33 protein-coding genes and 1 pseudogene are annotated in these 26084 nt (G+C 72.9%); 18 read left to right on the top strand and 16 right to left on the bottom strand.

Annotated features, from left to right (window positions below; all coding sequences use genetic code 11):
* The first annotated feature begins 178 nt into the window (after positions 1 to 178).
* Positions 179 to 955 (top strand): peptidoglycan DD-metalloendopeptidase family protein, encoded by a 777-nt coding sequence (locus O7546_RS22895; RefSeq protein WP_281600021.1) that lies wholly within the window; start codon positions 179 to 181, stop codon positions 953 to 955.
* A gap of 43 nt (positions 956 to 998) precedes the next feature.
* Here O7546_RS22895 and O7546_RS22890 read toward each other — a convergent pair whose 3' ends face one another.
* The 5 genes and pseudogenes from O7546_RS22890 to O7546_RS22870 form a co-directional block, all read right to left on the bottom strand.
* Positions 999 to 1496, bottom strand: coding sequence for a TspO/MBR family protein (locus O7546_RS22890; RefSeq protein ID WP_281600020.1), 498 nt, complete (start codon positions 1494 to 1496; stop codon positions 999 to 1001).
* A gap of 145 nt (positions 1497 to 1641) precedes the next feature.
* Positions 1642 to 1788, bottom strand: coding sequence for a GPGG-motif small membrane protein (locus O7546_RS22885; RefSeq protein ID WP_013288160.1), 147 nt, complete (start codon positions 1786 to 1788; stop codon positions 1642 to 1644).
* Positions 1779 to 2559, bottom strand: a pseudogene (locus O7546_RS22880) (metallophosphoesterase). The gene O7546_RS22885 and the pseudogene O7546_RS22880 overlap by 10 nt, the downstream one beginning before the upstream one ends.
* A gap of 10 nt (positions 2560 to 2569) precedes the next feature.
* Positions 2570 to 2779, bottom strand: coding sequence for a hypothetical protein (locus O7546_RS22875; RefSeq protein WP_225853111.1), 210 nt, complete (start codon positions 2777 to 2779; stop codon positions 2570 to 2572).
* 56 nt (positions 2780 to 2835) lie between these two features.
* Complete coding sequence (locus O7546_RS22870; RefSeq protein WP_194800670.1) at positions 2836 to 3417, bottom strand: nucleotidyltransferase; 582 nt, start codon at positions 3415 to 3417, stop codon at positions 2836 to 2838.
* Positions 3418 to 3566: 149 nt separating this feature from the next.
* Between O7546_RS22870 and O7546_RS22865 the strand changes: the two genes are divergently transcribed.
* The gene (locus tag O7546_RS22865; protein WP_269697525.1) at positions 3567 to 4280 is read left to right on the top strand and encodes a dTMP kinase; all 714 of its coding nucleotides are present in this window, start codon (positions 3567 to 3569) and stop codon (positions 4278 to 4280) included.
* Here the strand turns inward: O7546_RS22865 and O7546_RS22860 are convergent.
* A complete protein-coding gene (locus O7546_RS22860) occupies positions 4265 to 4942 on the bottom strand; it encodes an SDR family NAD(P)-dependent oxidoreductase (RefSeq protein ID WP_194800672.1) in 678 nt (225 codons plus the stop codon). The two genes, O7546_RS22865 and O7546_RS22860, sit on opposite strands and share 16 nt — an antisense overlap.
* 268 nt (positions 4943 to 5210) lie before the next feature.
* Here O7546_RS22860 and O7546_RS22855 point away from each other — a divergent pair, with 268 nt between their 5' ends.
* The 3 genes from O7546_RS22855 to O7546_RS22845 all read left to right on the top strand — a co-directional run bounded on the left by O7546_RS22855 (position 5211) and on the right by O7546_RS22845 (position 8562).
* Positions 5211 to 6125, top strand: a complete 915-nt coding sequence (locus O7546_RS22855; protein WP_194800673.1) for a MurR/RpiR family transcriptional regulator — start codon at positions 5211 to 5213, stop codon at positions 6123 to 6125.
* Positions 6122 to 7069, top strand: coding sequence for an N-acetylmuramic acid 6-phosphate etherase (gene murQ, locus O7546_RS22850; RefSeq protein WP_135241720.1), 948 nt, complete (start codon positions 6122 to 6124; stop codon positions 7067 to 7069). Before O7546_RS22855 ends, murQ begins: the two co-directional genes overlap by 4 nt.
* A 503-nt stretch (positions 7070 to 7572) precedes the next feature.
* Positions 7573 to 8562, top strand: coding sequence for a sigma-70 family RNA polymerase sigma factor (locus O7546_RS22845; protein ID WP_194800735.1), 990 nt, complete (start codon positions 7573 to 7575; stop codon positions 8560 to 8562).
* Positions 8563 to 8634: 72 nt separating this feature from the next.
* Here O7546_RS22845 and O7546_RS22840 read toward each other — a convergent pair whose 3' ends face one another.
* Positions 8635 to 9600: a C40 family peptidase gene (locus O7546_RS22840; protein ID WP_194800674.1), complete on the bottom strand. Its 966-nt coding sequence runs from the start codon at positions 9598 to 9600 to the stop codon at positions 8635 to 8637.
* A gap of 414 nt (positions 9601 to 10014) precedes the next feature.
* Here O7546_RS22840 and O7546_RS22835 point away from each other — a divergent pair, with 414 nt between their 5' ends.
* Positions 10015 to 10533 (top strand): DUF6232 family protein, encoded by a 519-nt coding sequence (locus O7546_RS22835; protein ID WP_194800675.1) that lies wholly within the window; start codon positions 10015 to 10017, stop codon positions 10531 to 10533.
* 7 nt (positions 10534 to 10540) lie between these two features.
* Here O7546_RS22835 and O7546_RS22830 read toward each other — a convergent pair whose 3' ends face one another.
* Together O7546_RS22830 and O7546_RS22825 are read right to left on the bottom strand one after the other, a co-directional pair.
* Entirely contained in the window at positions 10541 to 10870 is a 330-nt protein-coding gene (locus O7546_RS22830; protein ID WP_194800676.1) for a DUF3817 domain-containing protein, read from the bottom strand.
* A 25-nt stretch (positions 10871 to 10895) separates the two neighbouring features.
* Positions 10896 to 11327, bottom strand: a complete 432-nt coding sequence (locus O7546_RS22825; protein WP_194800677.1) for a hypothetical protein — start codon at positions 11325 to 11327, stop codon at positions 10896 to 10898.
* Positions 11328 to 11451: 124 nt separating this feature from the next.
* Between O7546_RS22825 and O7546_RS22820 the strand changes: the two genes are divergently transcribed.
* Genes O7546_RS22820 through O7546_RS22810 form a run of 3 tightly spaced genes read left to right on the top strand, consistent with a single transcriptional unit; the run spans position 11452 to position 12636 of the window.
* Entirely contained in the window at positions 11452 to 11745 is a 294-nt protein-coding gene (locus O7546_RS22820; RefSeq protein ID WP_135241715.1) for a DUF6158 family protein, read from the top strand.
* Positions 11745 to 12062, top strand: a complete 318-nt coding sequence (locus O7546_RS22815) for an SRPBCC family protein (RefSeq protein ID WP_030502250.1) — start codon at positions 11745 to 11747, stop codon at positions 12060 to 12062. Before O7546_RS22820 ends, O7546_RS22815 begins: the two co-directional genes overlap by 1 nt.
* A 34-nt stretch (positions 12063 to 12096) precedes the next feature.
* Positions 12097 to 12636 carry a DUF1360 domain-containing protein gene (locus O7546_RS22810; protein WP_013288145.1) on the top strand — a complete coding sequence of 180 codons (540 nt, stop codon included), beginning with the start codon at positions 12097 to 12099 and terminating at the stop codon, positions 12634 to 12636.
* A 60-nt stretch (positions 12637 to 12696) separates the two neighbouring features.
* Here the strand turns inward: O7546_RS22810 and O7546_RS22805 are convergent, their stop codons facing one another.
* Genes O7546_RS22805 through O7546_RS22795 form a run of 3 tightly spaced genes read right to left on the bottom strand, consistent with a single transcriptional unit; the run spans position 12697 to position 14304 of the window.
* Positions 12697 to 12906, bottom strand: coding sequence for a hypothetical protein (locus tag O7546_RS22805; protein WP_194800678.1), 210 nt, complete (start codon positions 12904 to 12906; stop codon positions 12697 to 12699).
* A 26-nt stretch (positions 12907 to 12932) separates the two neighbouring features.
* Positions 12933 to 13157, bottom strand: coding sequence for a hypothetical protein (locus tag O7546_RS22800; RefSeq protein ID WP_013288143.1), 225 nt, complete (start codon positions 13155 to 13157; stop codon positions 12933 to 12935).
* A 49-nt stretch (positions 13158 to 13206) separates the two neighbouring features.
* The gene (locus O7546_RS22795; protein ID WP_194800736.1) at positions 13207 to 14304 is read right to left on the bottom strand and encodes a 3-deoxy-7-phosphoheptulonate synthase; all 1098 of its coding nucleotides are present in this window, start codon (positions 14302 to 14304) and stop codon (positions 13207 to 13209) included.
* Positions 14305 to 14559: 255 nt separating this feature from the next.
* Here O7546_RS22795 and O7546_RS22790 point away from each other — a divergent pair, with 255 nt between their 5' ends.
* Positions 14560 to 14781, top strand: a complete 222-nt coding sequence (locus tag O7546_RS22790; RefSeq protein WP_013288141.1) for a hypothetical protein — start codon at positions 14560 to 14562, stop codon at positions 14779 to 14781.
* On the opposite strand, the gene O7546_RS22785 is transcribed toward O7546_RS22790, so the two are convergent.
* Positions 14756 to 15469: a phosphodiesterase gene (locus O7546_RS22785; protein WP_194800679.1), complete on the bottom strand. Its 714-nt coding sequence runs from the start codon at positions 15467 to 15469 to the stop codon at positions 14756 to 14758. The genes O7546_RS22790 and O7546_RS22785 overlap by 26 nt on opposite strands.
* An 85-nt stretch (positions 15470 to 15554) precedes the next feature.
* Here O7546_RS22785 and O7546_RS22780 point away from each other — a divergent pair, with 85 nt between their 5' ends.
* From O7546_RS22780 to O7546_RS22750, 7 genes are all read left to right on the top strand, one after another.
* Positions 15555 to 16844: a pitrilysin family protein gene (locus O7546_RS22780; RefSeq protein ID WP_269697523.1), complete on the top strand. Its 1290-nt coding sequence runs from the start codon at positions 15555 to 15557 to the stop codon at positions 16842 to 16844.
* Positions 16844 to 18187: a pitrilysin family protein gene (locus O7546_RS22775; protein ID WP_194800681.1), complete on the top strand. Its 1344-nt coding sequence runs from the start codon at positions 16844 to 16846 to the stop codon at positions 18185 to 18187. Before O7546_RS22780 ends, O7546_RS22775 begins: the two co-directional genes overlap by 1 nt.
* A gap of 97 nt (positions 18188 to 18284) precedes the next feature.
* Positions 18285 to 19307: an aspartate-semialdehyde dehydrogenase gene (locus O7546_RS22770; protein ID WP_194800682.1), complete on the top strand. Its 1023-nt coding sequence runs from the start codon at positions 18285 to 18287 to the stop codon at positions 19305 to 19307.
* A 99-nt stretch (positions 19308 to 19406) separates the two neighbouring features.
* Positions 19407 to 20075, top strand: coding sequence for a TMEM175 family protein (locus O7546_RS22765; RefSeq protein ID WP_281600019.1), 669 nt, complete (start codon positions 19407 to 19409; stop codon positions 20073 to 20075).
* A gap of 65 nt (positions 20076 to 20140) precedes the next feature.
* A complete protein-coding gene (locus O7546_RS22760; protein ID WP_030502240.1) occupies positions 20141 to 20557 on the top strand; it encodes a CBS domain-containing protein in 417 nt (138 codons plus the stop codon).
* Positions 20558 to 20717: 160 nt separating this feature from the next.
* The gene (locus O7546_RS22755; protein ID WP_194800684.1) at positions 20718 to 21089 is read left to right on the top strand and encodes an SCP2 sterol-binding domain-containing protein; all 372 of its coding nucleotides are present in this window, start codon (positions 20718 to 20720) and stop codon (positions 21087 to 21089) included.
* Positions 21089 to 23152, top strand: coding sequence for an amylo-alpha-1,6-glucosidase (locus O7546_RS22750; RefSeq protein WP_194800685.1), 2064 nt, complete (start codon positions 21089 to 21091; stop codon positions 23150 to 23152). The genes O7546_RS22755 and O7546_RS22750 overlap by 1 nt, the downstream gene beginning before the upstream one ends.
* A 6-nt stretch (positions 23153 to 23158) precedes the next feature.
* On the opposite strand, the gene O7546_RS22745 is transcribed toward O7546_RS22750, so the two are convergent.
* Positions 23159 to 23548 (bottom strand): VOC family protein, encoded by a 390-nt coding sequence (locus O7546_RS22745; RefSeq protein ID WP_194800686.1) that lies wholly within the window; start codon positions 23546 to 23548, stop codon positions 23159 to 23161.
* Positions 23549 to 23557: 9 nt separating this feature from the next.
* A complete protein-coding gene (locus O7546_RS22740; protein WP_281600018.1) occupies positions 23558 to 24217 on the bottom strand; it encodes an alpha/beta hydrolase in 660 nt (219 codons plus the stop codon).
* Between the two features lie 99 nt (positions 24218 to 24316).
* On the opposite strand from O7546_RS22740, the gene O7546_RS22735 reads away from it, so the two are divergent.
* Positions 24317 to 25069 (top strand): lysophospholipid acyltransferase family protein, encoded by a 753-nt coding sequence (locus tag O7546_RS22735; protein ID WP_194800688.1) that lies wholly within the window; start codon positions 24317 to 24319, stop codon positions 25067 to 25069.
* 207 nt (positions 25070 to 25276) lie between these two features.
* Here O7546_RS22735 and O7546_RS22730 read toward each other — a convergent pair whose 3' ends face one another.
* Positions 25277 to 26020, bottom strand: a complete 744-nt coding sequence (locus tag O7546_RS22730; RefSeq protein WP_194800689.1) for a hypothetical protein — start codon at positions 26018 to 26020, stop codon at positions 25277 to 25279.
* Positions 26021 to 26084: the final 64 nt, after the last annotated feature.

Below are 26084 nucleotides of genomic sequence, written 5' to 3'. Positions count from 1 at the left end.
TCCTCACATGTAAGCGCTTGCATCGTGTCGGGTCCACCCCTGGCCGGACACGGCCCGGTAACAATCCCGAAACCCTGGCCACCGGCGGTGGGTGCGCTCCCACGAAACTTCCCGGGAACGGAACTTTCTGTCAGGATGTCCGCATCACATTGAAGACTTTCAACATTGGAGGCAGTGGATGCGTAAGCGATGGCTCGCCCTCGGGGCGAGCGCCGCGGTCCTGGCGGCGACGCTCGTGCCGGCCGCGCCGGCGATGGCCGCCCCGACGTTCAAGGTCCCGTTCCCGTGCAACCAGTCCTGGTCCGGTCAGACCCGGACCAACCACAGCCCGGCCAACGCCATGGACTTCAACCGCACCGACGACCTGGGCGACCCGGTGGTCGCCAGCGCGCCCGGCACCGTCGACGTGGTCACCAACCTCGGCGACACCAGCTACGGCAAGTACGTCCGGATCAACCACGGTGGCGGTCACACCACCTACTACGCCCACCTGAACGCCTTCAACGTCTCCGTCGGGCAGACCGTCGGCTACGGCCGGGTGATCGGGTACGTCGGCACGACAGGCGGCTCCACCGGCCCGCACCTGCACTACGAGCAGCGCATCGACGGCAGCTCTGTGAAGATCAAGTTCAACGGCGTCCAGGCGCTCTACTGGGGCACCAAGACCTACACCAGTGACAACGGCTGCGGCGGGACGAACACCGGCGAGGGCACCGTCAACACGGCCGGCTCCCCGCTGACGGTCCGCTCCGGCCCCGGCACCGGCTACAGCTCGGTCGGCACGGTCGCCGACGGGGCGAAGGTGACCATCCAGTGTCAGACCAGCGGCACCAGCGTCACCGGCACGTACGGCACCAGCTCGATCTGGGACCGGATCGGCTCCGGCCGGTTCATCTCCGACGCCTACGTCTACACCGGGTACGACGGCTACATCCCGGGCGTACCCCGCTGCTGAACCCGGCGGGCGCGGAGGCGAGCGGCCCCCGCGCCCGTACCGGTCAGGAGTTCAGCCGCCAGACCGCGAAGTTCAGCGCGGACGCGAACGTCACCCAGGCCCAGTACGGCAGCATCAGCAGCGTGGCCGGCCGGGAGAGCCGCCGGAACAGGGCCACCGTCACCCCGATCGCCAGCCACATCAGCACGATCTCGGCGAACGCCAGCCCGTACGCCCCGGCGCCGAAGAACAGCGGGGTCCAGATCGCGTTCAGCACGAGCTGCACCACCCAGGCCCAGACCGCGGGGCCGAACCCGGCCCGGCGCCAGACCAGCCAGCCGGCGATCGCGATGAGCACGTAGAGCACGGTCCAGACCGGGCCGAACAGCCACGACGGCGGCGCCCAGGCGGGCTGCTCCAGGCTCTGGTACTCGGCGGAGGTGCCCTGGACACCCAGCCCGCCGATCGCGGCGGCGGTGAAGGTGGCGGCGCCGAAGGCGAGCAGCGCCAACCACGTGCGGGCGCCTGTGGTACGCCGGGCGGCACTCTGCGACATCTCCATGGTCGAGATGTTTCCGCTCGACCGGCCCGGCAAACGCCCGGGAGCCGCCGGGCGCGGAAAAGCCGGGGTCACCCGGCCCGGGTGTTCCGGTCCGGCAGGACGGAACACCCGGGCCGGGTGACCCCGGCGGGTACGGGAACCGCTGTTACGTGTTGAAGATGCTGACGCCACCCGGGCCGACCAGCAGGCCGACGACGATGAGGACGATGCCCCAGAGGATCTGCCGGCGGAACAGGGCGAGAATTCCGGCGACCACCAGTACGACTGCGAGAATCCAGAGAATCAGCTCCATGTCGGCTGAATACCCGGCCGCCCGATACCGGAAACCTCCCGGTCAGTCGAGCTGATCACCGCCCAGGTGGAAGACGCTGTACGCCTGTTTGATCACCGGGTGGGCCACGTTGCGGACCCGTACCCCGCCCGGTGTGGTACCGCGCTCGGTGCCGTGGTGGGCGTGCCCGTGCAGCGCCAGCGCGGTGGGGGCGGAGTCGATCGCCTGGCCGAGCTGGTAGCAGCCGAGGAACGGGTAGATCTCCAGCGGCTCGCCGGCGAGCGTGTCCGGCACGGGGGAGTAGTGGGTGAGCGCGACGAGCGCGTCGCACTCCAGCGAGAGCAGCGCGCCGGTGAGTGCGTCGGCGCTCTCCCGGGTGGTCCGTACGAACGCCTTCATCTCCGGCTCGCCGAAGTCGCTGGCGCACCGCCCGGCGAACCCGCCGCCGAACCCCTTCACGCCGGCCACCCCGAGCCGCCCGCCGGGGGTCTCCACCACCGTGCCGGTGCCCTCCAGCACCGTGATCCCGGCGTCCTCCAGCACCTTCACCACCTGCGGCACCTCGTCGCACTGGTGGTCGTGGTTGCCGAGCACGGTGATCACCGGTACGCCGAGGTCGCCGAACTCCTGGGCCACGCACCGCGCCTCGGCCTCGGTGCCGTGCCGGGTCAGGTCACCGGCGAGCAGCAGCACGTCGGCGCAGCCGGGCAGCTCCTCCAGCGCCGGACGGAACCGGCCCACCACGTCCTGGTCCAGATGCACGTCGCCCACGGCGGCGATCCGGATCACCATCGAACCTCCCTCACGGCAACTCCTCGACCTGGGTGGGCGCCTGCGTGCGGATCACCCCGATGTCGCTGGTCACGGGCGTGTCCGGGAAGCGCTCGGCCACCCGGCGCAGGATCTCCTCCCGCCGGTGCGGGCTCTCCACCTCGCCGTAGAGCACCAGCCCGTTCTCCCGCCGCACCACGGTGATGCCCTGCTCGGCCACCGTCGGGTCCTCGGCCAGCATGCTCTGGATCTCCGCCTCGACGTACTCGTCGGGGGGAATGTCGCCGGACAGTCCGGTCACAGGGTCTCCCTTCCTCCGGGCGCGCCGCCGGGCAGCACGTCCAGCCGGTCGAGCAGCACCAGGAACGCCTCGGCGTACGGCGAGTGCTGCGTCTCCTTCCGTACCCGTTCCCAGTCGATCTGTTCCCGCAGCGAGCGGGCCAGCGGCAGGGCCCGGGCGAAGTCGCAGTAGTGCTGGGAGAAGCTGAGCAGCTTGTGCACCATGAGCTGGCTGGCCGAGAGCACCGGCATGTGGATCGCGTCGACCGGGCGCACGATCGTGTCGGCGAACGTCTCCTCGGTGACCGGGGTCTCCACCGGCCGGTGGATCAGGTCCACCATCCGGTCCTCGTCGTAGACCTTGACCAGCCAGTCCTCCGGCGGGCGCTCGGCGGTGAAGCCGGCCTCGACCAGCGCCTCCAGCGCCCGTTCCACGTCCGCCTCGCGGAGCAGGAAGTCCACGTCGTGGTCGCTGGAGTGGCCGCCGTGCGCGTACACCGCGAAGCTGCCACCGAGTGCGAACGGGATGTCGGACTGTTTGAGCACGGCGGCGACCTTCTTCAGCGTGTGCACCAGGGTCTCGTCCCCGCGCTCGGCCATCTGCGGCTCCCTCGTCGTCATTGGGCGGTGGGACCACGATGCGTACCCGGCGGACGCTCCGGTCACACCTGTTGCGGCGCGATCGGCCCGTCAGGGCAGGAAAGCGACATACGGGCCGGTGTGAGCATCGGTCGGATAACCTCGGGAGGGTGGCCAGCTCACTGCGGACGCGGCGGGGCAGGGCCCGACTGCGTGCCGTCGCCCTGATCGGCATCGACGGCTCGGGTAAGACCACTCAGGCCCACCGGCTCGCCGAGGCGCTCACCGCCGCCGGCCTTCCGGCCACGTACCACCGCAACGCCGGTGGCCGGCGCTGGCTCGGCCGCATCGCGCAGCGGCTCGGCCGTCCGGACGCGCAGCGGCTCGTCGGGCGCGACGGCCTGCTCGTGGTCGAGTCGGTGCTGCGCTGGCTGGCCATCGCGCTCGCGCTGCTCAGCTGCCTGGTGACCGGCCGGACCGCGGTGATGGACAGGTGGTCGGCCTGCCAGTACGCCAGCATCCGGGCGCACGGCGGACAGCGGTGGGAGCGGCTGGCCCGGGCCGGGTACCGGATCTTCCCGGCGCCGAGGGTGACGTTCCTGCTCACCGTCGACCCCGCCGAGGCGTACCGGCGGATCGAACGGCGCGGCACCGACCACGAGACGATGGCGTGGCTCACCGCCGCGGACGCCGCCTACCGCGAGCTGCCGGAGTACGGCGGCTTCGTGGTGGTGGACGGCAACGGCCCGCCGGAGGAGGTGGCCCGCCGGATCCGGGCGCACCTGAGCGAGTGGCTGCCCGACGACCCGTCCGCCGGTCCCGGTCCGACGCCGGCCGGTGGCGCCGGGCGGGACGGGCCGGTGCCGGTTCAGGCCCGCCCGTAGACCGGGATGCTCGCGCCGCTGGTGGGCGCGGACTCGGGGGAGGCCAGGAAGCGGATCACCGCGGCGATCTCGGCCGGCGGCACCCAGCGTGCATGGTCGGCGTCGGGCTGGGCGGCGCGGTTGGCCGGGGTGTCGATGACGCTCGGCAGTACCGTGTTGCACCGCACGCCGCGCTGCCGGTACTCGACCGCCACCGTCTCGGCGAACGCCCGTACCGCCGCCTTGGCGGTGGCGTAGCCGGAGGCGCCGGGGAACGGCGAGAGCGCCGCCCGGGCCGAGACGCAGACCACCGCGCCGTCGCCGGACGCCACGAGGTGCGGCAGCGCGGCCCGGGTGACCAGGTACGTGGGGCGCAGGTTGAGCCGCAGCATCCGTTCGAAGTCCTCGACCGGGGTCTCGTGCACCAGGCCGCCGGCGGCGTACCCGCCGACGAGGTTGACCACCGCGCGCAGCGGCGCGGCCGGCTCGGCGGTCGCCGCCTCGACCGCCCGCGCGGCCCCCTCGGGCGTCAGCAGGTCGGCCACGACCCGGACCGGGCCGTCGTCCGCCCCGGGCTCCCGCTGGGGTACGACCACCCGCCAACCCGCGTCGAGGAAGGCGGCGGTGACCGCGCCGCCGAGCCCACCCGTGCCTCCGGTCACCAGCACCGTGCGTTCCGTCATGGACACACACGCTAGCCAACCGTCGCGCCGACCGACCGGTGACCCGCACGGGCCGTCCGGCCCGCCCGGCCGAGGCCGACCAGGCAGGACCTGCCGCGCGACGGCGGACCGGCACGTCGGGCGGCAGGAGTGACTCGACCGGACCGGATGAGGCAGTGGGGCTGCGACAATGGGATCCTTGGCCCGGGGGCGGGTACGGAAGACAGTAAATTTCCCGATACGCGGTGTCATGGTTGACGCTCACGCCTCGTGAAAGTAAGTTTCATCCGTGGCGAAGAGTCCGAAGATTTCTGCGAGTCACGAGCCCGGTGGACTGATCGTCCACATCAGCGGCCTGCTGCCCTCGCTGTCCCCGGCCGAACAGCGGGTGGCCCGGCTGGTCGTCGCCGATCCGGCGGATGCGGCCCGGCGCACGATCACCGACCTCGCCACCGCCGCCGAGACGTCCGAGGCGACGGTGATCCGCTTCTGCCGCTCGGTCGGCATGGACGGCTACCCGCAGCTGCGGATCCGGCTCGCCGCCGAGGCCGCCCGCCGGGTCGAGCCGCCGGACGCGCGGGTGGTCGGCGGCGACATCCCGCCGGGCGCGGATCTCGCCCAGATCATCGCCACGATCGCGTTCAACGACGCCCGGGCCGTCGAGGAGACTGCCGAGCAGCTCGACCCGGCGGTCTGCGAGCAGGTGGTCGAGGCGATCACCGCGGCCGGCCGGATCGACGTCTACGGCGCGGGCGCCAGCGGTTTCGTCGCCTCCGACTTCCAGCAGAAGCTGCACCGCATCGGCCGCATCGCGTTCTACTTCCCGGACGTGCACACCGCGCTCACCTCCGCCGCCCTGCTGGGCCGCGGCGACGTCGCGGTCGGCATCTCGCACACCGGCACCACCTCCGACGTCATCGAGGTGCTGGAGCAGGCGCGGGCGCGCGGCGCCACCACAGTGGCGCTCACCAACTTCCCGCGCTCGCCGATCACCGAGGTCGCGGACCACGTGCTCACCACCGCCGCCCGGGAGACGACCTACCGCTCCGGCGCGACAGCGAGCCGGCTGGCCCAGCTCACAGTGGTCGACTGCCTCTTCGTCGGGGTGGCCGCCCGCAGCCGGGCCCGCACGAAGAAGGCCCTGGAGGCCACCGCCGAGGCGGTCCAGTCGCACCGGGTCGGTCCCGGGCGGAGGCGGGGATGACGGCGGGTCGGGTGGAGCGGGACGGCGTGGCGGCGGTACGGCCGGTGGTGCGCGTCGGCGCGCCGACCGAGCGGCGCAACCCGCACAGCGTCGACCTCGACCTGATGTCCACCCGGGACGTGCTCACGGTCATCAACGAGGCGGACCGGCGCGTACCGGCCGCCGTCGCCGCGGTGCTGGACGAGATCGCCGAGACGGTCGACCTGGCCGTGGCCGCGCTGCGCGACGGGCACCGCGTGCACTACTTCGGCGCCGGCACCTCCGGGCGCCTCGGCGTGCTCGACGCCGCCGAGCTGGCGCCCACGTTCAACTCGCCGCGGCACTGGTTCTGCTCGCACCTCGCGGGCGGCCCGGAGGCGATGTGGCGCGCCGTCGAGGACGCCGAGGACGACGAGCGCGGTGGCGCCGCCGACGCCGCCGAGTGCGTACGCCCCGGCGACCTCGTGGTGGGCCTCGCGGCCAGCGGGCGCACCCCGTACGTCCTCGGGGCGCTCGCCGCGTCCCGGGCGCAGGGGGCCGGTACGGTGCTGCTCTGCGCGAATCCGGAGGCCGAGGCCGCCGCGTCGGTGGACGTCTTCATCGGTGTGGACACCGGACCGGAGGTGGTCACCGGGTCGACCCGGATGAAGGCCGGCACGGCGCAGAAGCTGGTGCTCAACACGTTCTCCACGGCCGTGATGGTGCGTCTGGGCCGGGTCTACTCGAACCTCATGATCGACATGGTGGCGACGAACGCCAAACTGCGCGGCCGCATGATCTCGATTCTCGTGGAGGCCACCGGCTGCGCCGAGGAGGTGTGCCGGGTCGCCCTGCGGGAGGCCGACGGCGACCTCAAGACCGCGCTCGTGGCTCTGGTGTCCGGCGCCGAGGTGCCCGCCGCCCGGGCCGCGCTGGCCCGCTCCGCCCACCAGGTACGCGGCGCGCTCGCCCTGCTCGCCTCCTGACGTCTCCGGCCTCGCCGCGAGCCCGGCCCGTCCCGGTCCGTCCCGCCCCGTCCGCCCGATCCACCCGCCCGGCGCATCCGCCCGGCGGGTGCGACGCGTATCACGTGCGGGAGGGGGACGACTCCTCCGGCACGGATTGTTCAACGAGGCGGAGGGTAATCCTTGAGCATGGCTGAACCGACCGGTCCCCAGGCGCGTATCTCGCAGTGACCAGGATCGCAACGACTCGGTGACGCGGCTCGCTGTGTTCATGGAACAGGCAATGGTGCCATTCCATGGGCGAACGGCGATTTCGCAGCTCCGGTATGCGCCGAAAACGGCGCCCACGAGCCGCCCGAACCGGGCCGGTAACAGGAAACATGGACCGGGCTCTCAGCTACTACTCAGGCATTCGTGACAGTTTCGACTCACGACATGGAATCCCCGACGCGTCACATCTGTTGTGTAGGTGTCAGCACCTACGGGCACAGCGGAGGTTACGGGGAGGGCTGATGAACGTGGGGATGGCAAGGAACCGGGCAACCGGCGCGAGCGAGGGGACCGTGGCAATCGTGGACAAGAACATCGGCATGCGTACCGACGAGGTCGCCGAGGAGCGGGACCTGGTCGGCGTCTACCTGCACGAGATCTCCCGGACGCCGCTGCTCGACGCCGCCCGGGAGGTCGACCTCTCCAAGGCGATCGAGGCCGGCCTCTACGCCGAGCACCTGCTCGACGAGGACCGGATCCCCGAGGGCGCCGACCGGGAGGACCTGGAGCGGCTGGTCGTCGAGGGTGAGCGCGCGAAGGACCTGTTCATCCGCGCGAACCTGCGACTGGTCGTGTCGATCGCCCGGCGCTACGTGCGCTCCGGGATGCCCATGCTGGACCTGATCCAGGAGGGCAACACCGGCCTGGTCCGGGCGGTCGAGAAGTTCGACTACGAGCGCGGATTCAAGTTCTCCACCTACGCGACCTGGTGGATCCGTCAGGCCATCAGCCGGGCGATCGCCCAGCAGGAGCGGACCGTACGGCTGCCCGTGCACCTGGTCGAGGACGTCAACCGGATGCGCAACGTGGCCCGCCAGCTCACCCGTGAGCTGGGCAGCGACCCGGAGCCGGAGCAGATCGCGACCGCGCTCGGCGTCACCGTCGAGCGGGTGAACGAGCTGGTCCGCTGGTCGCAGGACACCGTCTCGCTGGACACCCCGGTGGGCGACGACGGCGACACCAACCTCGGTGACCTGGTCGCCGACAGCGACGCGCCGTCGCCGGAGGAGATTGTGCTCACCGGCCTGGAGCGGCAGCGGATCGAGGGTCTGCTCAACCACCTCGACGACCGTTCCGCCGGCATCATGCGGGCCCGGTACGGCCTGGAGGACGGGCGCGAGCACTCGCTGACCGAGGTCGCGTCGCGGTTCTCGCTCTCCCGGGAGCGCATCCGCCAGCTGGAGATCCAGGCTCTCGGCCGGCTGCGTGAGCTGGCTCGCGCGGAGGGGCTCCAGGCGGCCTGACCTGGTAACAATGAACGGCGAACGGCCGGCGTCCGACAGGGGGACGCCGGCCGTTCGCCGTCTTCGCGGTGCTCAGACCCGGCCGTAGCCGGCGATCGTCATGATGTTCATGCCGCGCTTGCTGACGTTGCGTCCGGCGCTGGGCGCGTCGATGATCTGGCCGTTGCCGACGTAGAGCGCCACGTGCCCGAGCCCGGAGTAGAACACCAGGTCACCCGGTTGCAGCTGGCTGCGGCTGATCCGCGTGGTGGCCCCCCACTGCTGCGCCGCGCTGTGCGGCAACGACTTCCCGGCGGCCCGCCAGGCGGCGAGCGTCAGACCGGAGCAGTCGTAGCTGCCGGGGCCGTCCTGGCCGTAGCCGTAGGGCTTGCCGACCGCACCGTAGGCGTATCGCACCGCCGTGCCGGCGTCGCCGGAGACGGCCGGCGGCTTGCCCGCCGAGCTGGGGTTGCCGGGTGCCTCCGTGGCCCGCCCGTACGCCTTGCGCCGCATCTCGTAGAGGTCGGACAGGTCCGCCTCGATCCGCGTCTTCGCGGACTTGAGCTGCTTGGCCTGCGCCGCCTCCCGGGCGAGCGTGACGTCCAGCGCGGTCTTCTGGTCGATCAGCCGCTTCTGGTCGGCGGTGAAGCTGTTGATGGTGCGCTGCCGCTGGCGGGTGAGCTGGTCGAGCGTGCCCAGCCGCTCCGGCAGGGTGGCCTGGCCGCCCGGGTCCAGCAGGGCCGCCGCGGTGCGCATGCCACCGGTCTTGTACGCCGTCGCGGCCAGTACGGCCACATCGGCGCGGCTGCGTTCGGCCTGTTCCTGCAGCGGCCCGATGCGGGCCTCCAACTTGGCCGCGGTGGCCTTGTTGGCCTTGATGTCCTCGTTGAGCTTGTTGTAGGACTCGACGATTCGCTCCAGCTCAGTCGAGGACTTCTCGATCTGCTTCGTCAGCTCGGCGGGGGTCGGCTCGGCCCGGGCCACCTGCGCCGGGGCGAGCAGCGCGGCCGATAGGCCGGCCACCGCCAGCGAGCGGAGCAGCATCCGTAAGGACGACAAGAGCGGAAAGCTCCTCTCCCACCGGTCGCCGGGCGCGTTCGCGACCCGGCGACACCGGCCCGGGGCCGTCCGGGTGGACGGCTGTCGACCGGGCCGACCTGGACAACCTAACCCGTGATCGCAGTAGCCGGGAGTTCAAGCAGGGGCGAAAGTTGGCAAAGTGGCGGAAAGTGATGAGGGGGAGCCGGTGGGTGGATGAGGCGACTCGCCCGATTCGTCGTTCTGGGCGGATGTCGCCAGGCCACGCCAGGCGAAGTCATGACAAAGACGGAAATCATTCTCTGTTTCCGGCGGGCGCGCGCGGGCCGGTCAACCCGCGACAGGCGAAACCCCGAGGTCAGGTGGCGCGAGGCAAACACAATGAAGCCCGGACGGGAAATCCCACCACGGGATCCCTGCTCCCGGGAGGCCGCCGTGCAGACCGACCGCTCCGCCACCCAGCCGCCCCGCTCGCCGCGACCGGCCGGACCCAGGCTGCTCTACGCCCGGCCCGGCATCGTGGTCACCGCCGAGCGCTTCACCGTCGGCCGCAACACCTGGCCGGTGGCCGAGATCACCCAGCTCCGGATCGACCGCGGGCCGCACGACCGGCTCGCGATCCGGGCCGTCGCCGTGTCCGCCGCGATGATCGCCGCGGTCGGCCTGCTGCTCGGCTTCACCGGCGGCCTGCACCGGCTCACCGCCGGGGCGTACCTCCTGCTCGGCGCCGTCGGGCTGGTGCCGATGCTGCTGGTGCTGATCGGCGACCGCGTACGGCCCCCGGCGCACGAGCTGTGGGGCCGGGTGCGGGGCACCGAGGTGCTGCTGTTCAGCAGCGACGACGAGCGGCAGTTCGGCCAGGTCGCCCGCGCGCTGGGGCGGGCCCGGGAGGCGGCGCGGCTGGGCGGCTGGGCCGACCCGCCGGCGGCCGAGCCGTGGCGGCCGGCCCGGTGACGGGCGGTCAGCCCGCTACCGGCTCCGGCGTACGCGGCCGGGCCTCGGCGGCCACCCAGTGGCTCACCCGACGCTCGGCGTAGAACGAGACGAACGGCACGGTGCCGGCGAGCATCACCAGCAGCATCCGCTTCAGCGGCCAGTTCGCCCGGCGGGACAGGTCGAACGTGAGCGCCAGATAGAGCATGTACAGCCAACCGTGCGCCACGCCGACCACGCCCACCACGCTCGGGTTGTCGAAGCCGTACTTCAGCGGCATGCCGATCAGGACCAGCACCACGAGCGCCACGCCCACGATCCAGGCGATCACGCGGTACCGGGTAAGGGCTCCGCCCACCGTCGTCCGTCCTTCCGCACCGGCCTCAGCCGGGATAGTCGCCGGGCCGGGCGCCCGGATTGGCGTTCAACCAGGATAGGTAGCTGTTGTACGCGGCGAGCTCCGCGTCGTCCGCCCCGTCGGCCGGGGCGGCCGGCGCCCGCACGACGCGCACCGGCCGGCGTACCGCAGGGGTGGTGGCGACCGGCGCGGCGCCGGCGGCCGCCGACGGTGCCGGATCGGCCGCCGGCTGCGCGTCGCCCGGCGGCGTCGCCCGCAGCGTCTGGCGGACCTCACGCCACCAGACGAAGATCACGAAACCGGCGAACACCGGCCACTCGATCGCGTAACCGAAGCTGATCGCGTTTCCCCCGGCGGCGCGGGTGACCTGCCACCAGCCCATGCCGAGGCAACCCGCCACCAGCACGACCATGGCCACGTGGCGGACGATCCACGCCGGTGTCCAGAGCCGTTCCATGCCGACGAGAGTACCGGGACTCCCGGGTGTCTCCGACACGGCGTCGTAGTCCGGGCGGTGGTTTGGTGACACGCCCGGTGGGCATCCGAACAGGTGCCAACCCGAACGAGACGAGGGGGCGACGATGACCGAATCGGTACGCCGGGACGCGAGCCCGGAACAGCGGGTCGCGGAGTGGGACGGCGATCACGCCCGCACCGTCGACGGCGATCAGCTCGGGGTGGACCCGGTGGAGCTGGGCGACGAGGACCTGGTCCGGGAGATGCAGAGCCTGCACCGCACCCGGCTGGACACGCTGCGCCACGCCACCGACTCGGCGCTCGCCAACCACCTGCGGCGCACCGCCGAACTGGAGACGGAGTACCTGGCCCGGCACCCCGGCCGGGAGGTCGACCCGAGCCGGCTGCGGGACGCCTGATGGCCAGCCACGCCGAGCGCGGCATGTCCGCGCCGCCGGAGGTGGTGTTCAACACCGCCACTGATCCGGACCGCTCCTCGGCCTGGCTGCCCGAGCGGCTGCGCAACTCCGGCACCTGCCGGGTGGAGGTCGTCGACGCCGACGACATGCGGGCCCGGTGGAGCGCCGCGGACTGGTCCGCCGAGATCGACGTGGAGCCGGCCGGCGCGGGCGGCGCCCGGGTGCGGCTGGACCTGGCCGGGCCGGACCACGACCTGGCCGACGAGATCCTGGCCAACCTCGACCGCGAGGTGGCCGACAACCTGACCGCCGGCTGAGCCCGGCCCGCACGACGAGCACGAGGAGGCCGGGTTGACCGGGAGTGGCCTGAAGCAGAAGGTGGCGCGCCTGCGCCAGGCGTACGCGCCGCACGAGCATCGGCCGCTGGAGGGCTACCTGAAGGCGATGGGCACGTACGCGGGGGTGACGGCCGCGCTCGTCGGCCTGGTCCGGGCGACCGGCCGGCCGGTGCCCGAGCGGCCCACGCCGGCGGACGTGGTGCTGCTCTCGATCGCCACGCACAAGCTCAGCCGGCTGCTGTCCAAGGATGCGATCACCAGCCCGCTGCGGGCGCCGTTCACCCGCTACGACCACCCGATCGGCAGCGGCGAGGTGATGGAGCAGGTCCGCGACGAGGGCAGCCCGACCCGGCACGCGCTCGGCGAGCTGGTGAGCTGCCCGTTCTGCCTGGCGGTCTGGGTGGCCACCGGGCTCACCGGCGGCCTGGTCCTGGCGCCCCGGCTGACCCGGCTGGTCGCCACCGCGCTGACCGCGGTGGCCGCCTCCGACTTCCTCCAGATGGGGTACGCGGTCGCCCAGCAGGCGGCCGAGGGCGGTCGCCACGAGGCGTGACACGCGGACACGAAGGGGGCCGGCGCGCGGGCGCCGGCCCCCTTTCGTCTGTCTCCACCGTCAGGTGGGGGTGGTGCCGTGGTCCTCGCCGGCCCAGCCGCGCGACGCCTCCGGCTCCCGCTCGTCCTCGTCCTCGCCGGTGACGACGTCCCGGTCCACGGCGGTCCGGTCGTGCTCGTTGGCGAAGTCCGGCTCCGGCAGCGTGTCGACGCCCTCCGGGGGCTGGCCGAGCGCCGCCAGGTGCTCGTGCTCGCGGTCGTGGTGGGTCATCTCGCGTCCTCTCGTCGGCGGGGGGCTCAGGCGACCGTGCCGCCCAGCAGATCGGCCGCCTCGTCCGCCGCGTACTCGCCCTGGGGGAGCGCGGCGATCCGGGTGAGCAGCTCCGCGGGGAGTTCGGCGGCCACCGCCCGGCGGTAGATGTCCGCCTGGGTGATTCGCTCCTGGCCGTGGTAGATGTCGTCGAGCAGGTCGTCGAGCGGCCGCGTGTCGGGCTGCTCGGTCACGGGCGCGTCATCGGTCACGCCGACCACCTACCCGGCACCGAACCGGTCAAACTCGCCCCAACCCCGCTCAGGCCCGGGCCGGGAGCGTGGCCCGGCGGGCCCGGACGGCCTGGGCCAGGTGCTCCAGCACCTCGGCCGTGGTGTCCCAGCCGATGCAGGCGTCGGTGACCGACTGGCCGTACGTCAGCTCCCGGGTCGGGTCCAGGTCCTGCCGGCCGGGCACCAGGAAGCTCTCCAGCATGATGCCGGCGATCCCGCGCTGACCGGCGGCGAGCTGGGCGGCCACGTCGGCGGCGACCAGCGGCTGGTTGCGGTGGTCCTTGCCGCTGTTGGCGTGGCTGGCGTCGACCACCACCCGCTCCGGCAGGCCCGCCGCCCGCAGCAGCTCCAGCGCCCCGGCCACCGACTCCGCGTCGTAGTTCGGCCGGCCGCCCCCGCCGCGCAGCACCAGGTGCCCGTCCGCGTTGCCCCGGGTGTGCATGATCGCCGGGGTGCCGGAGACGTCGATGCCGGGGAACACGTGCGGCACCCCTGCTGCCCGGATCGCGTCCACGGCGGTGGCGATGCTGCCGTCCGGGCGGTTCTTCATGCCGATCGGCATGGACAGCCCGGAGGCGAGCTGCCGGTGCACCTGGCTCTCCACCGTCCGCGCGCCGATCGCGCCCCAGGCCACCGTGTCCGCGATGTACTGCGGGGTGATCGGGTCGAGGAACTCGCAGCCCACCGGCAGGCCCAGCCGCAGCACGTCGAGCAGGAGCGCCCGCGCGGTACGCAGGCCGGTGTTCACGTCGCCGGAGCCGTCCAGCGCCGGATCGTTGATCAGGCCCTTCCAGCCCACAGTCGAACGCGGCTTCTCGAAGTAGACACGCATCACCACGAGCAGGTCGTCGGCGACCCGGGCGGCGGCCTCGCGCAGCCGGCCCGCGTACTCCAGGGCGGCGGCCGGGTCGTGCACGGAGCAGGGGCCGACGACGACGAGCAGCCGGTCGTCGGCGCGGTCCAGCACCCGGCCGACGGCACGGCGGCCCGCCACGACGGCCTCGGCCAGCGGGGTCTCGAGCGGCAGGTGGTGGTGCAGCAGGGCCGGGGTGGTCAGCGGCACCACACGGTCGATGCGCTGGTCGATGACCCGATGGGCGTCCTGGGACGTGGTCACGGTGGGGATTCCTTCCGCCGACCGTGCCCCCGTGCCGGGTCCGGGGGATCGAGCCGGCTGCTCGCATACGAAAGGGCAGGGAAAAGAATCCCTGCCCGGCCGGCTCGAAGAGGTAAGTGACGTCAGCTCATGGTCGAGTCACCGGCTCCTCCAGCCGGCTGCCTAAACCATCGATACGACCGCGTCACGTCGGCCAGCGTACCCGACGCGCGGCGGAAAGCCCGCTGTCGTTCCGAAGTGCGGAACGCGGGGTATGTGATCGGCATGACCACGAGCCATGACCCGAGCGACCAGGAACGGATCGAGTCCCGAGCGCATCTGCTGCCGGAGGAGGCGGCGGCGGGCAGCGACGACGCCGAGGCGCAGGCCGACGCGATCCTCACCGAGTCCGACATCCGCGAGGCGGACCAGAACGCCGCCCCCGACACGGTGCTGGAGCACCGCACCTCCGAGCAGACCGTCACCCCCGTCGAGCCGCCCGACTGAGCCCGGCGCCCCGGGCCCGGCGGGAACCCCGGTAACTGTCGTCCCGCAGCCGGGCCAGCGGGCCGGCCAGACGCAATCCCGGCGGCACGTTGCCGATCGGGTCGAACGCGAGCGCGGCGTCCTCGGCGGCGCCGCGCTCGTCGTCGAGGCGTACCTCGCCGAACGGCCGCCACCGGCCCACCGCCGAGGCGACCGCCAGCACCAGCCGGGGCTCGTCTGCCGCGACCGCCGCGCCCACCCCGGCCAGGCCGCGACCCAGGTCGGGTGACTCCGGGTCGGCCAGCACGGCCAGGAACAGCCGCCGCCCGCCGGCCCGGAACGGCATGATCGACGTGTACGTCCCGGTGAAGCGCCGCCGGGGCAGCGGCAGGTTCCGCAGCACCGGCGCGGCGCCGCTGGAACTCCACAGCAGGTCCACCGGCGGCTCCGGGTCGCGGTGCAGCCGTACCGCCACGCCCAGCACGTCCGGCCAGCCACCCGGCGTCGGCACGCCCTTGGACAGGCGGATCGTGGCCGGCCACCGGCCCGGCAGGTCGAGCAGCGGCACCCCGGTCGGCGGTCCCGGCGTACCCCAGATCCGGGTCTCGCCGGCGAACGTGCGCCCGGCCGGGTGCAGCAGCCGGGCGTGCCGGAGCCGGGCCAGCGCGGCGGCGGCGCGCTCGACGGCGGAGGGTGTGGTGGCGGCCATGCCCGCACGGGTACCCCGGCGCGCACCGACGATGCTCCGGCGCGCGTGTCACCTTTCCGCCGCCGGGATCGGATAGCGTCGTCTCATGCCCGACAGCGGTTTCCCCTGGCCGATCGAGACGACCCGACTGGACAACGGCCTGCGCGTGGTGGTGAGCGAGGACCGCACCGCCCCGGCCGTGGCGGTCAACCTCTGGTACGACGTGGGCTCACGCCACGAGCCGGCGGGACAGACCGGCTTCGCCCACCTCTTCGAGCACCTCATGTTCGAGGGCTCGGTGAACGTGGCGAAGACCGAGCACATGAAGCTGATCCAGGGCGCGGGCGGCTCGCTCAACGCGACCACCAACCCGGACCGGACCAACTACTTCGAGACGGTCCCGGCCGAGCACCTGGAACTGGCGCTCTGGCTGGAGGCCGACCGGATGGGCGGGCTGGTGCCGGCGCTGACCCAGGAGACGCTGGACAACCAGCGCGACGTGGTGAAGAACGAGCGCCGCCAGCGCTACGAGAACGTGCCGTACGGCGACGCGTGGCTGCGCCTGCTGCCGCTGCTCTACCCGCCGGGCCACCCGTACCACCACGCCACGATCGGGTCGATGGCCGACCTGAACGCCGCCGACCTGGCCACCTTCCAGGAGTTCCACAGCACCTACTACGCGCCGAACAACGCGGTCCTCACCGTGGTCGGCGACACCGAGGCGGCGGAGGTGTTCGGGCTCGCCGACAAGTACTTCGGCGGCCTGGCCGCGCGGGCCGACATCCCGGCCGCGCCGGACGGCCGCACCGTGCCCGCCACCGGCAGCCCGGCGGTGGAGACGGTCACCGCCGACGTGCCCGCCCCCCGCGTCTACGTCGCGCACCGCACCCACCCGTTCGGCACCCAGGGGTACGACGTGACGACGGTGCTGGCCACGGTGCTCGGCAGCGGCCGGGGCAGCCGGCTCTACCAGCGACTCGCCGACGGTGAGCGGATCGCCCAGCCGGACCTGGTCGGCGCGTACGGGGTGGACCTGGCGCACGCGCCCGCCCCGCTGATCGCCACCGCCACGGCCCGGCCCGGGGTGAGCGCCGAGCGGCTGCGCGACGGGCTCGCCGACGTGGTCGACGAACTGGCCACCGTGCCGGTGACCGCCGCCGAGCTGGACCGCGCCAAGGCGCTGCTGAGCACCATGTGGTGGCGGCAGATGTCCACCGTGGACGGACGGGCGGACACGCTCGGCCGGTACGCCACCCAGTTCGGCGACCCGGCCCGCGCGGCCGACCGGCTGCCGGCCTGGCTCGCGGTGACCGCGGAGCAGATCGCCGAGCAGGCCGCCGAGCTGCTCGGCGCCGCCGACCGGGTGATCCTGTCCTACCTGCCCGAGGAGAAGTGATGTCGCTGATCGCCACCCGTCCCGGCCCCGGCGCCGCCCGCGCCTACCGGTTCCCGCAGGTGGTCCGGCGGACGGTGGCCGGCGGTCAGGTGGTCGCCGCGCACCTGCCCGGGCAGAATCTCGCCGTCGCGCTGCTGCTGCTCGACGGCGGCGCGGGCCGGGAGCCGGTCGGCAAGGAGGGCCTCGGCGCGGTGCTGGCGAAGGCGCTGGAGGAGGGCACCGCGCAGCGGGACGCCACCGCGTACGCGCTGGCCATCGAGGCGCTCGGCACCGAGCTGTCGACCGGGCTGGACTGGGACTCGTTCCAGGTGAGCGTGCAGGTGCCGGTGGACCGGCTGACCGCCGCCGTGGAGCTGCTGGCCGAGGCGGTCCGTACGCCCCGGCTCGACCCGGCCGACGTGCGGCGGGTCCGCGACGACGAGGCGACGGCGCTGCGGATGGACTGGGCCAACCCCGGCCCGCGCGCCGACGCGGTGCTGCGGGCCGAGCTGTTCGGCGCGCAGCACCGGTGGGGCCGCCCGCTCTACGGCGACCCGGACAGCGTGGCCGCGCTGGAGGTGGACGACGTCACCGTCTTCCACTCGGAGTGGTTCATCCGCCCCGGCACGCTCGTCGTCGCCGGTGACCTGGAGCGGATCGACCTGGACGCGCTCGCCGCGACGGCGTTCGCCGGGGCCGGCGGCGGCCCGGTGGAACGCGGCGGTCCGATCGACGTGCCGCTGGCCGGGCAGCGCCGGATCATCCTGGTGGACCGGCCCGGCTCGGTGCAGTCGACGCTGCGGCTGGGCCACCCGTCCCCGCACCGCGCCCACCCGGACCACGTGCCGATGACGCTCGCCGGCACCGTGCTCGGCGGCGCGTTCACGTCCCGGCTCAACCACCTGATCCGCGAGGTACGCGGGTACACGTACGGGATCCGGGGCGACTTCGCCTCGTCCCGGCGGTTCGGCCGGTTCGCGGTCAGCTCCGGCGTGCAGACCGCGGTGACCGCCCCGGCGCTCGTCGAGTCGGTGGGCGAGATCTCGCGTACCCGGCTCACCGGCGTCACCGAGGACGAGCTGGAGGTGGCGCGTTCCTGGCGGGCCGGGCAGCTCTCGGTCGAGTTGCAGAGCCCTCGAGCCATCGCCGCGGCCCTGACCACGCTCGTCGTGCACGACCTGCCGGACGACTACCACGCGCGGCTGCGTGAGCAACTGCTCGCGGCGACCGTCGAGGACGTCTCCGCCGCCGCGGCGACCTACCTGCACCCCGAGTCGCTGACCATGGTGATCGAGGGGGACGCGGCGGTCATCCGGGACGAGCTGGTCGCCAGCGGTCTCGGTGAGGTGGTCGACCACACCTGACCGGACGGGGCGGCGGGCCTGTGATTCCCGTCGCCCCGCATCCGTGCGGTGGGAAACGTTTCCCACCCGCGCCGCCCGGCTGGGTAGCCTCGCGGGCATGAGGATCGGCATTGTGGGAGCCACCGGCCAGGTCGGTGGCGTCATGCGGCAGGTGCTGGCGGAGCGCGAGTTCCCGGCGGAGCAGGTGCGCCTGTTCGCCTCGGCCCGGTCGGCCGGGCGCACGCTGCCCTGGCGCGACGGCGAGGTCACCGTGGAGGACGCGGCCACCGCGGACTACCGCGGCCTGGACATCGTGCTCTTCTCGGCGGGCAAGGGCACCGCGAAGGAGCTGGCTCCCCGGGTCGCGGAGGCCGGCGCCGTGGTGATCGACAACTCCTCGGCGTTCCGGATGGACCCGCAGGTGCCGCTGGTGGTGGCCGAGGTCAACCCGCACGCGATCGCGGACCGCCCGAAGGGCATCGTGGCCAACCCGAACTGCACCACGATGGCCGCCATGCCGGTGCTGCGCCCGCTGCACGACGAGGCCGGGCTGGTCAGCCTCGTCGTCGCCACCTACCAGGCGGTCTCCGGCGCCGGCCTGGCCGGCGTGGCGGAACTGGACGAGCAGGTCCGCAAGGTGGCCGAGGACGCCGCCGGGCTCGCCTTCGACGGCGGCGCGGTGGAGTTCCCGGCGCCGCGCTCGTTCGCCCGCCCGATCGCCTTCAACGTGCTCCCGCTCGCCGGCTCGATCGTCGACGACGGCTCCTTCGAGACCGACGAGGAGCAGAAGCTGCGCAACGAGAGCCGCAAGATCCTGGAGATCCCCGGCCTCAAGGTCTCCGGCACGTGCGTGCGCGTCCCGGTCTTCACCGGCCACTCGCTGCAGATCAACGCCCGGTTCGCCCGGCCGATCGACCCGGCCCGGGCCCGCGAGCTGCTCGACGGCGCGCCCGGCGTGGCGCTGCGCGACGTGCCGACGCCGCTGGAGGCGGCTGGCCAGGACCCGACGTACGTCGGCCGGATCCGCGCCGACGAGACCGTCGAGCACGGGCTCGCGTTGTTCTGCGCCAACGACAACCTGCGCAAGGGCGCGGCTCTCAACGCCGTGCAGCTCGCCGAGCTGGTCGCCGCCGAGCGCTGACCCGTCGGGCGTCCGTGCCCTGCCACCCGGCACGGACGCCCGCACAGCGGGTATGCCCGCCGGGTCGCCGGCCGCCCGCGCCGGCAGGCGGGGGTGCAGATGACGGCTGAAGGGGACACCGAGTCCGCCGGGATGCGTTCGGACACGGGCCGGGCTGTCGGGTTCAGCGACGCGGTCTTCGCCATCGTCATCACGCTGCTGGTGCTCGACCTGCGGGTGCCCGAGACGGCGCCGGGCGGGATGCTGCGCGCGCTGCTCGACCAGTGGCCGGTCTACCTCGCCTACGTCACGTCCTACCTGTACGTGGCGGTCAACTGGCTGAACCACAAGGGGACGTTCCACCGGGTCCGCTGCACCGACCGGGGACTGCACTGGGCGAACCTCGGCGTGCTGTTCAGCGTGGCGCTGCTGCCGTTCGTCACCGCGCTGGTCTCCCGCGCCGTGGAGGCGGGCGACGTCTTCGACGAGCGGGTTGCCGTGTCCGCGTACGCGCTGGTCGGCGTGATCCTGTCGATCACCTGGCTGTGGCTCTACCACTACCTGAGCCGGCACCGGGAACTGCTGGAGCCGCACGTCCCCGCCCGGTTCTTCGAGGCCGAACGCGTCCGGGCCCTGCTCGGCGTGCTCGCGTACGCGATCGCCGGTCTGGTGGGCGTGCTGCTGAGCGTGCCGGCGGCGCTGGTGGTGCTCCTGCTGCTGCCGATCTTCTACGGGCTGTCCAGCAACGGCTCCTACGACCTGCGCCGGCGCCTGCACCCCCGGCGGTGACGCGGGCGTTACCCCGCCTGCGGCGGCGGGTAGACGGCCGTGCCGACACCGAGAGGGGAAGCACCATGACAACGGTCGGAGAGTTCATGACGACCCGGTTGGTGACGATGGACGGCAACGACACGCTCATCGCCGCAGCGCAGGAGATGCGCGACAGCGCCATCGGCGACGTGGTGGTGACCGACGGCGACAACGTGGTCGGCATCGTGACGGACCGGGACATCACGGTACGGGGCGTGGCCGAGAACATGGACCCCACCGCCACCCGGCTCAACCAGATCACCAGCAAGGACGTGGTGACGGTGAGCCAGTACGACGACGCGGTGGCCGCCGCCGACCTGATGCGCACGTACGCGGTCCGCCGCCTCCCGGTGGTCGACGACGGCCGCCTGATCGGCCTGATCTCGATGGGTGACCTGGCGGTGGAGCGGGAACCCCAGTCGGTGCTCGCGGACATCAGCGCCGACGACCCCAACAACTGACCTGTCCGCCGCGATGACGCCGGCTCCCGGTTCGGGGGCCGGCGTCGCGCGTGCACGCGGTGGCGCCGCGTTCACCCGCTTCGGGCGAGGTTGGCCGCGGAACGGGTGGGGACACGGGCCACGGACAGGGAGACCGCGGATCGCGGGAGGAGTCGCCCGGATGGTGGACATGACCACGAGATTCTTCGAGGACCTGGATCGGCGGGGGTTCGAACCCTTGCTGGTCAAGACATCCGGAACGCTCCGCTTCGACCTGCACGAGGGTCCGCACACCACGCACTGGCTGCTGGAGATCGATCACGGCAAGCTGCGGGTCCGGCAGGAGGACGGCGAGGCGGACACGGTGGTGGGCACCGAGCCGCGCCTGTTCGCCGAGCTGGTCGGTGGTGAGGAGAACGCCATCGCGGCGCTGCTGCGCGGCGACATGACTGTCGTCGGCGACCTGCGGCTCGTGCTTCAGGTCGAGCGGGTCTTCCCCGGCCCGCCGGACTCCCGGGGACCGCACCACACGTTCGGCGGGAGGGGTGCCTGATGCCCGGCAGCGGCAACACCGTCCGGATCCTGGACGGCAACACGTTCGTGGTCAGCGAGGACACCGGCGACATCGAGGCCACCCCGAGCGAGCCGACCGGTCTGTTCTCGCTCGACACGCGCTACCTGTCGAAGTGGGTGCTCACCGTCAACGGCGAGCGCCTCAACGCGCTGTCCTACGACGACCTCCAGTACTACGAGGCCCGGTTCTTCCTGGTACCCGGCATGGCCACGCACTACGTCGACGCGAAGCTGTCGGTCATCCGGGAACGGGCGGTCGGCGGCAGCTTCCGCGAGACGCTGACCATCCTCAACCACGACGAGAAGCCGGTCGACCTGGAGGTCCGGATGGACGCCGGGTCCGACTTCGCCGACCTGTTCCAGGTCAAGGACGAGATCCTGAACAAGAAGGGCGAGCACTACGCCGAGGCCGAGTCGGACCGGCTGCGCCTGGGCTACCGGCGCGGCAACTTCCGGCGCGAGACGCTCGTCTCCGCCAACCAGCCGGCCCGCTACGACCAGCGCGGCTTCGCCTGGAGCATCCGGCTGGAACCCAACGAGCAGTGGGACGCCGTCATCGACGTGCAGACGTTCGCGATCGGCCCGGGCGGCCGGGACCTGCGGATGGGGCTGCGCGCGCACGGCACCGAGCGGCTCGCGCTCCAGCACGACCTGGAGGAGTGGATCAGCCGGGCTCCGAAGCTGAACAGCGAGCACGAGGAACTCGCCGCGACGTACCGGCGGAGCCTCGTCGACCTCGCGGCGCTGCGCTTCTCGCCGCTGTCGCTGGGCGGGCAGACGCTGCCGGCTGCCGGTCTGCCCTGGTTCATGACCATGTTCGGCCGGGACAGCATCCTCACCTGCCTGCAGGTGCTGCCGTTCGCGCCGGAGATGTCGAAGACCACGCTGCGGATCCTCGGCGCGCTCCAGGGCACCCGGTTCGACGACTTCCGGGACGAGGACCCGGGCCGGATCCTGCACGAGATGCGGTACGGCGAGACCGCGGCGTTCGAGGAGCAGCCGCACTCGCCGTACTACGGCTCGGTGGACGCGACGCCGCTGTTCGTGGTGCTGCTCGACGAGTACGAGCGGTGGAGCGGCGACGGCGCGCTTGTGAAGGAGCTGGAACAGGAGTGCCGGTCCGCGCTGAAGTGGATCGACGACTACGCCGACCTGCTCGGCAACGGCTACATCTGGTACGAGCGGCGCAACACCGACACCGGCCTGGAGAACCAGTGCTGGAAGGACTCGTGGGACTCCATCTCGTACGCCGACGGCACGCTGCCGCCGTTCCCGCGGGCCACCTGCGAGGTGCAGGGGTACGCGTACGACGCGAAGATGCGGGCCGCCCGGATGGCCCGGCTGTTCTGGGGCGACCCCGCGTACGCCGATCAGCTGGAACGCGAGGCGGCGGAGCTGAAGCGGCGCTTCAACAACGACTGGTGGGTCGCCGATCGCGGCTTCTACGCGCTCGCCCTGGACCCGGACGGGCGTCAGTGCGACGTGCTCAGCTCCAACATGGGCCACCTGCTGTGGAGCGGGATCGTGGACGACGAGCGGGCGCCGAAGGTCGCGGAGCATCTGGTCGGTCCCCGGCTCTGGTCCGGCTGGGGGGTGCGGACGCTGGCCGAGGGTGAGGTCCGCTACAACCCGATCGGCTACCACAACGGCACGATCTGGCCGTTCGACAACTCGTTCGTCGCCTGGGGTCTGCGCCGGTACGGCTTCGCCGAGGAGGCCGCCACCGTCGCCAACGGCATCCTCGACGCGGCCACCTACTTCGACGGCCGGCTGCCGGAGGCGTTCGGCGGCTACCAGCGCGAGCTGACCAAGTTCCCGGTGGAGTACCCGACCGCGTGCAGCCCGCAGGCCTGGTCCACCGGTGCACCGCTGCTGCTGCTGCGCACCATACTCGGGCTGGAGCCGCACGAGCAGCACCTGGCTGTCGACCCGCGGCTGCCGGTGGGCATGGGACGGATCGAGGTGCTTGACATCCCGGGCCGCTGGGGCCGGGTGGACGCGTTCGCCCGGGGCCGGCTCAACCTCGAGGAACTGGCCGACTGAGCCCGGTCAGTGCCCGGGCGGCGACGCGTCGTGCGCCTCGTTCGGCGGGAGCAGGCAGAACTCGTTGCCCTCCGGGTCGGCCAGGACGGTCCAGCGCGGCAGCTCACGCACGACCGTCGCGCCCGCCTCCAGCACCGCGGCCCGCTCCTCGGCGTCGCCGACCAGGTCCAGGTGGATCCGGCCGGGCTCCGGCAGCGTCTCGGCCGGGCTGATCCACAGGTCCGGGCGCCGCCCGTGCGGGTCGCGCAGCAGCACCGCCTCCGTCGGCGCGAGCGTGCCCTCGGCGAGCTTCACCCGGTCCGCCTCGACCACCGGCAGCCCGGTGACCGCACTCCAGAACGGGGCGAGCAGGTAGGGGTCGCGGCAGTGGATGACGATCGCGGCGAGGTCGGGCATGCCTCGAACCTAGTCGCCCGCGCCTGCGGGCAGGACGCTGTCCAGGAACGCGGCGGCGGCCGCGATCAGGTCGGGCCGGGCCAGGTCGAGCGCGTGACCGCCGTGTGTGAGCCACAGATGCACCGGGTGACCGGCGGCGAGCAGCCGGCCGGTCAGCTCCACCGGCTGGGCGGCCGGCACCGCCACGTCGTCGCGGCCCTGCACCAGCAGCACCGGCACGCCGGAGCCGACGTGGGTGGCGACTGTCGCGCCGACGGTGGCCGGGTCGCCTGCGGCCGGCGGGTGGCCCAGCAGGTCGGTCCACGGGTCGTCGCCGGGGGCGCGCCGGCGCCGCTGCTCCGGGTCGAGCGGGTCCACGGGGGCCCAGTACGCGAGCACGCCCGTCACGTCGCCGGGCCGGTCCACCCCACGCAGGCCGAGCTGTAGGGCCAGCATCCCGCCGGCCGAGTCACCGGCCACCAGCAGCGGCAGGCCGCCCGCCGCAGCCCGGGCGGCCCGGGCCGCGTCGCGGACGTCGTCGAGCTGGGCGGGCCAGCGCGCCTGGTGGGAGAACCGGTACGTGGCCTCGACCACGCGCAGCCCGAGCGCCGCGAGCGCCGCCCCGTCCTCCTCGGCGTGGGCCCGCCAGCCACCGCCGTGGATCCAGAGCAGCACCGCGCGTTCGGGCATGTCGCCATCGTCGCCGCACCCGCGTCGGTGCGCGACCCGGGTCTGCCGAGGGCAGATCGGCCCTACGGTCGCGTAACCTACTCGGGGTAAAGTTTCGCCATGTCGGAACTCGTGTACCCACCTGTGATCACCGCCGCGAAGACGATGTTCCGGCTGCTCGACCTGCGCCTGGACGTTTCCGGCAGCGAGCACGTGCCGCACAGCGGCGGCGCGGTGCTCGCGTCCAACCACGTGAGCTACCTCGACTTCATCTTCTGCGGCTACGGCGCGCACCCGGCGAAGCGACTGGTCCGGTTCATGGCCAAGGACAGCGTCTTCCGGCACCGCGTCTCCGGTCCGCTGATGCGCGGCATGAAGCACATCCCGGTGAACCGGGCCGCCGGCGCCGGCTCGTACGCCGCAGCGGTGGGCGCGCTGCGCCGGGGCGAGGTGGTCGGCGTCTTCCCGGAGGCGACGATCAGCCGTTCCTTCGTGGTGAAGGACCTGAAGAACGGCGCGGCCCGGATGTCGCAGGAGGCGGGCGTGCCGCTGCTGCCGGTCGCGCTCTGGGGCACCCAGCGGCTGTGGACCAAGGGCCGCCCGCGCACGCTGACCCGCCGGCACACGCCGATCACCATCATCGTCGGCGAGCCGATGGACCCGGCCGCCTACCCGGACGCCACGGTCATGACCGCCGACCTGCGGAGCCGCCTGTCGGCGCTGGTCGACCGGGCCCAGCGGGAGTACCCGGACAAGCCGTCCGGCCCGGACGACACCTGGTGGCAGCCGGCCCACCTGGGCGGCAGCGCGCCGACCCCGGAGGAAGCGGTCGAGCTGGACCGGTCCGAGCGCCGCACCCGCAGCGCCTCCTGACGGCCCCCGCCCCCGCGCGCTGTGGGCTCGCGAGATCTTGGTACGAAAGGGCCCCTAGGAGGGCCGTTTCATACCAAGATCTGTGCTGATCCCATGAATCGGGACGTTTGTCTCATGTAGTGGCGCTCAACGGGTGAGCGACAGGCCTGGAGTGCGAGTGCGCCCGAGTCGGCGACTTCGGCGGGCCATCGGCCGGCGACGACGGCGTCAGCAGGCGGAGCCGGGCTGGTCGTGGGCGGGGAACCCGGACCACGACCACGGCGATGCCTCGGCCTCCGCCGGACGGTAGTAGTCGTCGCGGGACAGGAACTCCACCGGCAGCGAGCCCGGCAGCGTCACAGTGCCCAGCGTCGGGCCGGGGGAGGCGGCCACCCGGACGGCGAGCACGTCCCGCTCCGGCGGGGACAGGTCCACCAGTTCGGCGTTCGCCAGCCGGAAACCGGCCACCGCGCGGCGTACCTGCCGGGCCAGCGCGGCCACCTGACCGACCGGGCCGGTCAGCGCCAGCGCCGGCTGCCGGATGGTGCGCAGCGCGTCGCAGACGATGCGCAGCTCGGCGGTGCCGTCGCCCGCCTCGGCCAGTTCCAGCCGGGACGGCCACTGCCAGCGGATCTGCCCACTGACCAGGCGGGACAACCGGACCGGACGCCGGTGCCGGGCGACCGCCCGGCCGTCCCGCCCGGAGACCACCGACAGATCCGAGCCGGTGCAGACGTACGCCAACCGGCGCTCGGTGACGGTGATCGTCGCCGGCGCCGGCAGCGACCAGCAGCGGACGTCCTCGGTGGGGCCGAGCAGGTGACCGGCGACGCGCAGGCAGTGCTGCCCGAGCAGGCGTTCGCCCGGTTCGGGCACCAGCTCGTAGCGCCGGTCGAGCACGGGACGGGTGGGGTCGCCGTCGGCGTCGAACCGATGCGGCCCGACGAAGAAAGGTGTGGCGTCCTCCGGCACGGTACGACCTCCCGGTGACGGTTGGCGGTACCGGTGAGCCTGCCCGATTCCTGGGGTGACTGTC

Origin of the sequence: Micromonospora sp. WMMA1976 (assembly GCF_027497335.1) — a bacterium.
Taxonomy (GTDB): Bacteria; Actinomycetota; Actinomycetes; order Mycobacteriales; family Micromonosporaceae; genus Micromonospora; species Micromonospora aurantiaca.
The sequence above is the reverse complement of the archived record's forward strand: the minus strand, read 5'-3'. Positions and strand labels throughout refer to the sequence as shown.